Raw genomic sequence first — 259 nt, forward strand, 5'->3', positions numbered from 1 at the left:
CCGTTGCTTCGCGTAAATCTTTACGAGTAATATTACCTTTATAACGTTCACCCATGCCATAAATTACCGTGGGGTCGGTCTGAAGACGCATACCTTTTTTAAGTCTATTATTAAACACTGCAGACACCCAATCACGCTCTTCAGGTTTGCCCGTTTCTTTTTCAATAATAGACGCAATAATTAATAATTCGTAAGGTGATGATAGGGCTAAATCAGGGTCGCGCCCTTCCCATGCTTGCGCTAAGCTTAACTGCATCAT

Annotated in this window: 1 protein-coding gene; it reads right to left on the reverse strand. The window is 41.7% G+C overall.

What is annotated here, in order from left to right; all coding sequences use genetic code 11:
* On the reverse strand, nucleotides 1-259 hold a 259-nt coding region (gene mltG / locus AAEY78_RS13765), incomplete at both ends, for an endolytic transglycosylase MltG (RefSeq protein ID WP_352339918.1).

The sequence above is a fragment of the Psychrobacter sp. 16-MNA-CIBAN-0192 genome, assembly GCF_040309565.1.
GTDB lineage: Bacteria > Pseudomonadota > Gammaproteobacteria > Pseudomonadales > Moraxellaceae > Psychrobacter.